We start from the raw sequence: 5632 nt of genomic DNA, 5'->3' as shown, positions 1-5632 counted from the left end.
CTCCCGCGTCATTTCAATTGAATCAGACATAGATCGACCTTTAGCAAAGGAGGGAAGTTGGTGGGAACGTATTTTTTATCACAGTTTTCCTAGTGAAAAAACAGTTCAGTTGCTCAATGAAAATGGTCTTCCTGTAACCATGAAATTTGCTATGACACATACTGGATATAGTATTGATAATCCATTTTTTGTTGTAAGAAATGAAACTGCAATTGCAGATGTAAACTCAAAGTGCAAGCTTGTTGATTATATTGTATCAGTTGAGGGAGATAGAACAGATACTTTTTTTTATGCTATTGACTCGAGCGCTCAGAAAACCGGCGGCATATGTTTTAGTCGTGACTTCCCTGAATGGTCTCGATTTCCAGCACCTCGTGTTGGGAAAATAAGAAAATTTTATATTGGGTATAAACTTATGCCAGTCAATATCGGCGCCATTAGTAATGGAACGTATAAAGGAAAACTAAGTTTAAGTGTTGGTTCAACTAGGGATATTGACTTTACCAACTCAACGTACCGGTCTCCAACAGTTGTTGACTTAGAGTTTTCATTAGTGGTTAGAAATCATCTGAAAGTTACTTTCCCTCCTACTGGGAGTAAAGTTATTTTACTGCCTGATGGAGGGTGGCGCCATGGAGATAAAGCGCCATCTTTAAGCGGAGTGATGCCTGTTCAGATTACTAGCAGTATTCCATACTGGATTAAGCTGGAGTGCCAATACCTGAGTACTGTCGATGATTCGTGTCAGATAAAGAGTGACAAGAATGCTAGTTTGGTCTCTATGTCTATTTATAAAAAGAGTGCAAAAGGCAACGTGTTATTGAGTCCGATAGTTAAGAAAACTTTTGAAAAAAATGAACCAATCTCCAATGGGTTATTTTCTTTTAAAATCAATAAAGATAAAGTCAAGGATATGATGAATTATCCTGGCAGTACATATAAAGGAAATGTAACTATCATCATGGATGCTATGATAGAGCCGGTCTATAACTAAACATATTCAACAAAGACCGTGCTTATTGGCATAAAAAAACAGGCCACTGTCACTGGTAATACCTAATCGCAGCATGGCACTTTTCTTCTGGGTACTGATGGTCTTGACACTGCGGTGCAGGTACTCGGCCACCTGGGTGACTGACATCCCGCTGGCCAACAGGCGCACTACTTCACTCTCCTTGGGCGTCAGCGAGTTTTTATTGCCTTGCCCAGATATACCGGCACTGGCCAGCAGCATCCGTACTGTTGGGCCAATATAGTGATGGCCGAGCAATATCTGGCGAATTGCATCGGCCAGTTCGTTGATAACCGATTTTTTAAGTATCAGACCATTGACCCCTGCCTGAATAAGGGATTGCAAGATGCCACTGTTCTGGATTTGGGTCAGCACAATAATGGGCAGCGTGGGATAATCCCGGCGCAACTGCTGGATCATGACCATGCCATCGCTACGGGTATCCCCCGGCATGCTGAAATCGGTGATCAACAGATCACAATGATGTTGTTGCAATAATTTCAGCAAGTCAGATACCTGATAGGCTTCGGCGACCACTTCACAATGGGGGGTTATCTGTTCAATCAGGCTGCGGATCCCGGTCAGAATCAAGGGATGGTCATCGGCAAGAATAATCTTGAAGGACATGGATGAGCCTCTTATAAAACGGTGAATAATATTCAGACTATCAAAGCTAGCATTTCTATACTACCGTGCGCACCCCATTTTTTCAGGTGCATATATCTTTTGATAAATATACGTGAATCGTTATGTCTATATATTATTCGCTTATGTCATTAATCAAACGATTCATAATTATTGTCTCCGTTTTTTTCTTGACGCCTGCCGTATTTGCGGCAAAAGCGCCTTCTGTACCCACGATTGAAGTAGGCATATTGGCCGGAGGGTGGGGCCCCTTTCAGCAGTGGGACGGCAAAGTCGCCGCCGGCTTCAGCGTTGAATTGATGGAACAATTAGCCAAAAAGCTGGACTACCGGATTGCCTGGCAGGTCTACCCCGACTGGGAAGCCATGTATGCCGATGCCTGCCGTGGCAAGCTGGATATCCTGCTCGATGCCTTTAACTCTGAGGTGCGCCAGTGTGTCACCTATAGCCTGCCTTACTACACCTCGCCGACCGTGGTGGTGGTGCGACAAGACAGCGCTCTGTTTCGGGATGTGAGCCAGTTGCAGTCCGCGAGCATTGCCATTGAGAAAGGTTTTTTAACGGAAAAGCTGGTCAAGCTGCATTATCCAAATGTTACGCCCCGGCTCTTTGTCGATACCCACAGCGCACTGCAGGCGGTTGAACAAGGGCGGGCAGATGCCTATATCGGCAACCTTCATGTGGCCAATCTGTTTATCGAGCATCACCCGGCGTTGGCTGTGGTCGCCCAATCTCCCTTGTTGATGGAAACCCTGCATCTTGGCGTCGCCAGCCAGAAGCACTCCCTTGCTATCCGGCTTGATACTGCCATTCAGGCGCTGACGGTCGAGGCGCGCAGTGAATTGGAGAAACGCTGGCTGGGGGAGAGTCTGGAGCCCAACTTCATGGGGCACAGCAATTTCTTGCTGCGTCCTGATGAGCGAGACTGGCTCTCGATGCTACCGCCGTTAAAGTTGGGATTGATCCCCGGCTGGGTGCCCTTCTCTTATCACGATGAGGGTGGCAATCCGGTCGGCTTGATGGCGGATTATCTGGACTTGCTGCAAGAGAAGTTGGGGCTGGCATACCGCCGTGTACCAGTGCAGAGCTGGCCCGATCTGCAGCAGTTGCTGCTGCATCACGATGTGGATCTGGCGGTATTACCCACCCGTATCATCGAGCGTCTGGTGGGTTGGCATGCCAGCGAGCCTTTCGCATCATTCCCGATGGTGCTGGTGACGGCGCGCGGTAGCCTGCCGATCGGGGATCTCTCCGATCTGGCCGGTAAAAAGTTGTTGCTGACCGACAGCATGCTGATCCCCCAGCTGAGGGCACTGGTGCCCGATCTTGAACTGACCACGACCCGCCATGCCAGCGAGGGGCTCGCCCGTGTCGCCGCAGGGGAGGGGGATGCCTATATCGGCAATCTGGTGGTGGTCTCCCGTCTTATTACCGAGCAGTTTGATGACCGGCTTCATATTGCTGCGCCCACCCCCTTCAAGGATGAGCTTGCCGTTGCGGTACGTGAGCCTTACGCCCCCTTGCTGCCCCTGGTCAACCGGGTGCTTGCCAGCATGAGCGACAAGGAGCAGCGCCAGATCCGCAATAGCTGGCTGGCGCTGAACTATAGCGAGGGGATCCCCAGAGCGAAACTGGTACGTACCCTGTTGCCCGCCGGGGTGGCGATCACGCTTTTTATTCTGGTGTTGTCGGTGGCTTACTGGCGGCTGCGACAGGAGATAGTCCGTCGTCATCAGGTTGAGGCCGCACTGGCCAGTGCCAAGGCCAGGGCGGAGTCTGCAGCCACTCAGAAAGGGGAGTTTCTGGCCACCATGAGCCATGAAATTCGCACGCCTATGAATGGCATCGTCGGTATGGCGGAACAACTCACCTTTACCGAGTTGACTCAGGATCAGCGCCAGATGGTGGAGGTTATCAACCGCGGTGCCCAGGGGTTGCATGCGCTGATCGACAACGTGCTCGACTTCGCCAAGCTGGAGGCAGGCAAGATGCAGCTCGAACAAGCTCCGTTGCTTGTCCGGGAGCTGCTCGACAGCGTGCTGACCATGACGGTGAGCGAGGTGCACCGCAAGGGGTTGCGCGTCTATCTGTGGGCTGATGCCGGTGTGGCGGCCCGGGTGAGCGGTGATGCGCTGCGTCTGCGTCAGGTCCTCTTCAACTTTGTCAGCAATGCCATCAAGTTCACCGAGCGGGGCTTTATCGAGATCTCGGTGCAACTGCTGGCGCAAGGGGAGGGGCAGCAACAACTGCGGTTTGGCGTGCGCGACAGCGGTATTGGCATGAGCCCCGAGGCGCGTGGCCGGATCTTCAATGCTTTTGAGCAGGCGGAGAGCTCCACCACCCGCAGTTATGGTGGTACTGGCCTGGGGCTGAGTATCTGCCAAACCCTGGCCCCCTTGATGGGGGGCGAGATCCGGCTGGAGAGTGCTCCTGGGCTCGGTACCTTTATCACCCTGACTGTCACGCTGCCTGTTCTGGCACAGCGAGAGCCGGATCTCCGCCTCAATGGCGTGCAAGCCCACATCGAGCTGCGTGACGAGAAGCTGTGCCACACCCTGCTGTTGCATCTCGATGCACTGGGGGTGATGCGAACGTCGCAGTCTGGTGATGCCCGGTTGTGTTTTACTGACCATGAGCTGGCGGCTGAGGGGAGCATCCGGGTGCTGCCGCTGGCGACCCCCCTCGGCTATCGCTGTGATGAGGGGCGTTATCTGCTCAACAGCAACCCCATGACCTGGCATGCGGTACGGGAAGTTTGCTATCGCCAGCTGGGTTTAAATGATGAGACAGCAACGAAAGCGATGCGCAAGAGCACGCAGCGCGAGCTCATGCTGCCTTATCGGGTATTGCTGGTGGAGGATAATCCCCTCAACCAGTCGTTGGTGATACGTCAGCTCAGGCAGCTTGAGCTGAGTTGTGATCTGGCAGATCACGGCCAGCAAGCCCTCGAGATGGTCGCGCAGCACTCCTATGATCTGGTGCTTTGTGATTGCCAGATGCCAGTGATGGATGGTTATGAGTTCACCCGCAGGGTGCGGGCTGCAGAAAAAGGCGAGCGGCTGCTGATCATCGCCATGACGGCCAATGTGCTGCCGGAACAGGCTGAACGCTGTTTTGCTGCGGGCATGGACGATCTGCTGGGCAAGCCGGTGCTGCTGGATGCGCTGCGTCAGATGTTGCAGAAGTGGCAAATCTTACCCGCGCCAACCTTGATTGATGTCGCGGCCATGGCGGCATTTTTTGGTCATGGTGACAAGTTGCGGCAGATGTTTCCGCTTTTTCGCCAGGAGCTTGAACAAGCGATGGCACAGGAGCCACTTGATGACAATGCATTGGCCAATTGGGTACATCGTCAGGCGGGGACCATCAGTATGATGATGGCGCCACAGCTGGCTGAACAGGCATGGCGATTGGAAGAAAAAATCCGCCAGTTTGGATCGCCATCTTGCGCTGATGAGCTAACAAGCTTTCGTGCCCAATTACTGCAAATCATCGGTGAACTGACGTTACTGAGCGAGAGAGATGGGCACTCAGTTATCGAGGGAGAACTGGAGTAACGCGAACTGTGCACTCATAAAATTGCGGGGGGTGTGGCCATTGCCTGCGGTGGCCAGCCACTCCCAATCCAGTTTTGGCGAGCCGGCTTTGAAGCGTTGATAGGCAACGCCCTGATGGATGGTCAGAAAGAGGGTCGTGGGGAGTCCCAGCTTGTTGCTGTAGCGCACCATCAGATCGCCCTGATAGTCGTTGCTTACTCTGACTTTGAGCGCCTGCAGTGTCAGACCAATGGCATGGCCATGCTCGTCCCAGACTTCAAACATGATATGAATACTCTGATATTGATGATGTCACGATGAGCAATATCGGATGCACGTGCAACTGTCAGATCTGACAAGGAGGGCGGGAGTGTCGTGACGAGAGGCGCAGAAAGCGAAAACCCGGCGCGAGGCCGGGTTTTCTGAATGATGGTGGAGG

The 5632-nt window shown here is 52.6% G+C and carries 4 protein-coding genes; 2 read left to right on the top strand and 2 right to left on the bottom strand.

The window, feature by feature from the left end; all coding sequences use genetic code 11:
* A partial coding sequence (locus tag LD28_RS23350; protein ID WP_162182391.1) for a hypothetical protein occupies positions 1 to 994 on the top strand: 994 nt, incomplete at its 5' end.
* A gap of 6 nt (positions 995 to 1000) precedes the next feature.
* On the opposite strand, the gene LD28_RS0109475 is transcribed toward LD28_RS23350, so the two are convergent.
* Positions 1001 to 1639 (bottom strand): response regulator, encoded by a 639-nt coding sequence (locus LD28_RS0109475; protein WP_033136729.1) that lies wholly within the window; start codon positions 1637 to 1639, stop codon positions 1001 to 1003.
* A gap of 122 nt (positions 1640 to 1761) precedes the next feature.
* Here LD28_RS0109475 and LD28_RS0109470 point away from each other — a divergent pair, with 122 nt between their 5' ends.
* A complete protein-coding gene (locus LD28_RS0109470) occupies positions 1762 to 5214 on the top strand; it encodes an ATP-binding protein (protein WP_081959487.1) in 3453 nt (1150 codons plus the stop codon).
* Here the strand turns inward: LD28_RS0109470 and LD28_RS0109465 are convergent.
* Entirely contained in the window at positions 5188 to 5478 is a 291-nt protein-coding gene (locus LD28_RS0109465) for a hypothetical protein (RefSeq protein ID WP_033136728.1), read from the bottom strand. The two genes, LD28_RS0109470 and LD28_RS0109465, sit on opposite strands and share 27 nt — an antisense overlap.
* Positions 5479 to 5632: the final 154 nt, after the last annotated feature.

It is taken from the genome of Aeromonas finlandensis, from assembly GCF_000764645.1.
Classification (GTDB): Bacteria; Pseudomonadota; Gammaproteobacteria; order Enterobacterales; family Aeromonadaceae; genus Aeromonas; species Aeromonas finlandensis.
The sequence above is the reverse complement of the archived record's forward strand: the minus strand, read 5'-3'. Positions and strand labels throughout refer to the sequence as shown.

Bases quoted from the DNA above. Each gene is read 5' to 3' on its own strand.
- LD28_RS0109465 (WP_033136728.1), bottom strand. From the start codon at position 5,478: ATGTTTGAAGTCTGGGACGAGCATGGCCATGCCATTGGTCTGACACTG.
- LD28_RS0109475 (WP_033136729.1), bottom strand. From the start codon at position 1,639: ATGTCCTTCAAGATTATTCTTGCCGATGACCATCCCTTGATTCTGACC.
- LD28_RS0109470 (WP_081959487.1), top strand. From the start codon at position 1,762: ATGTCTATATATTATTCGCTTATGTCATTAATCAAACGATTCATAATT.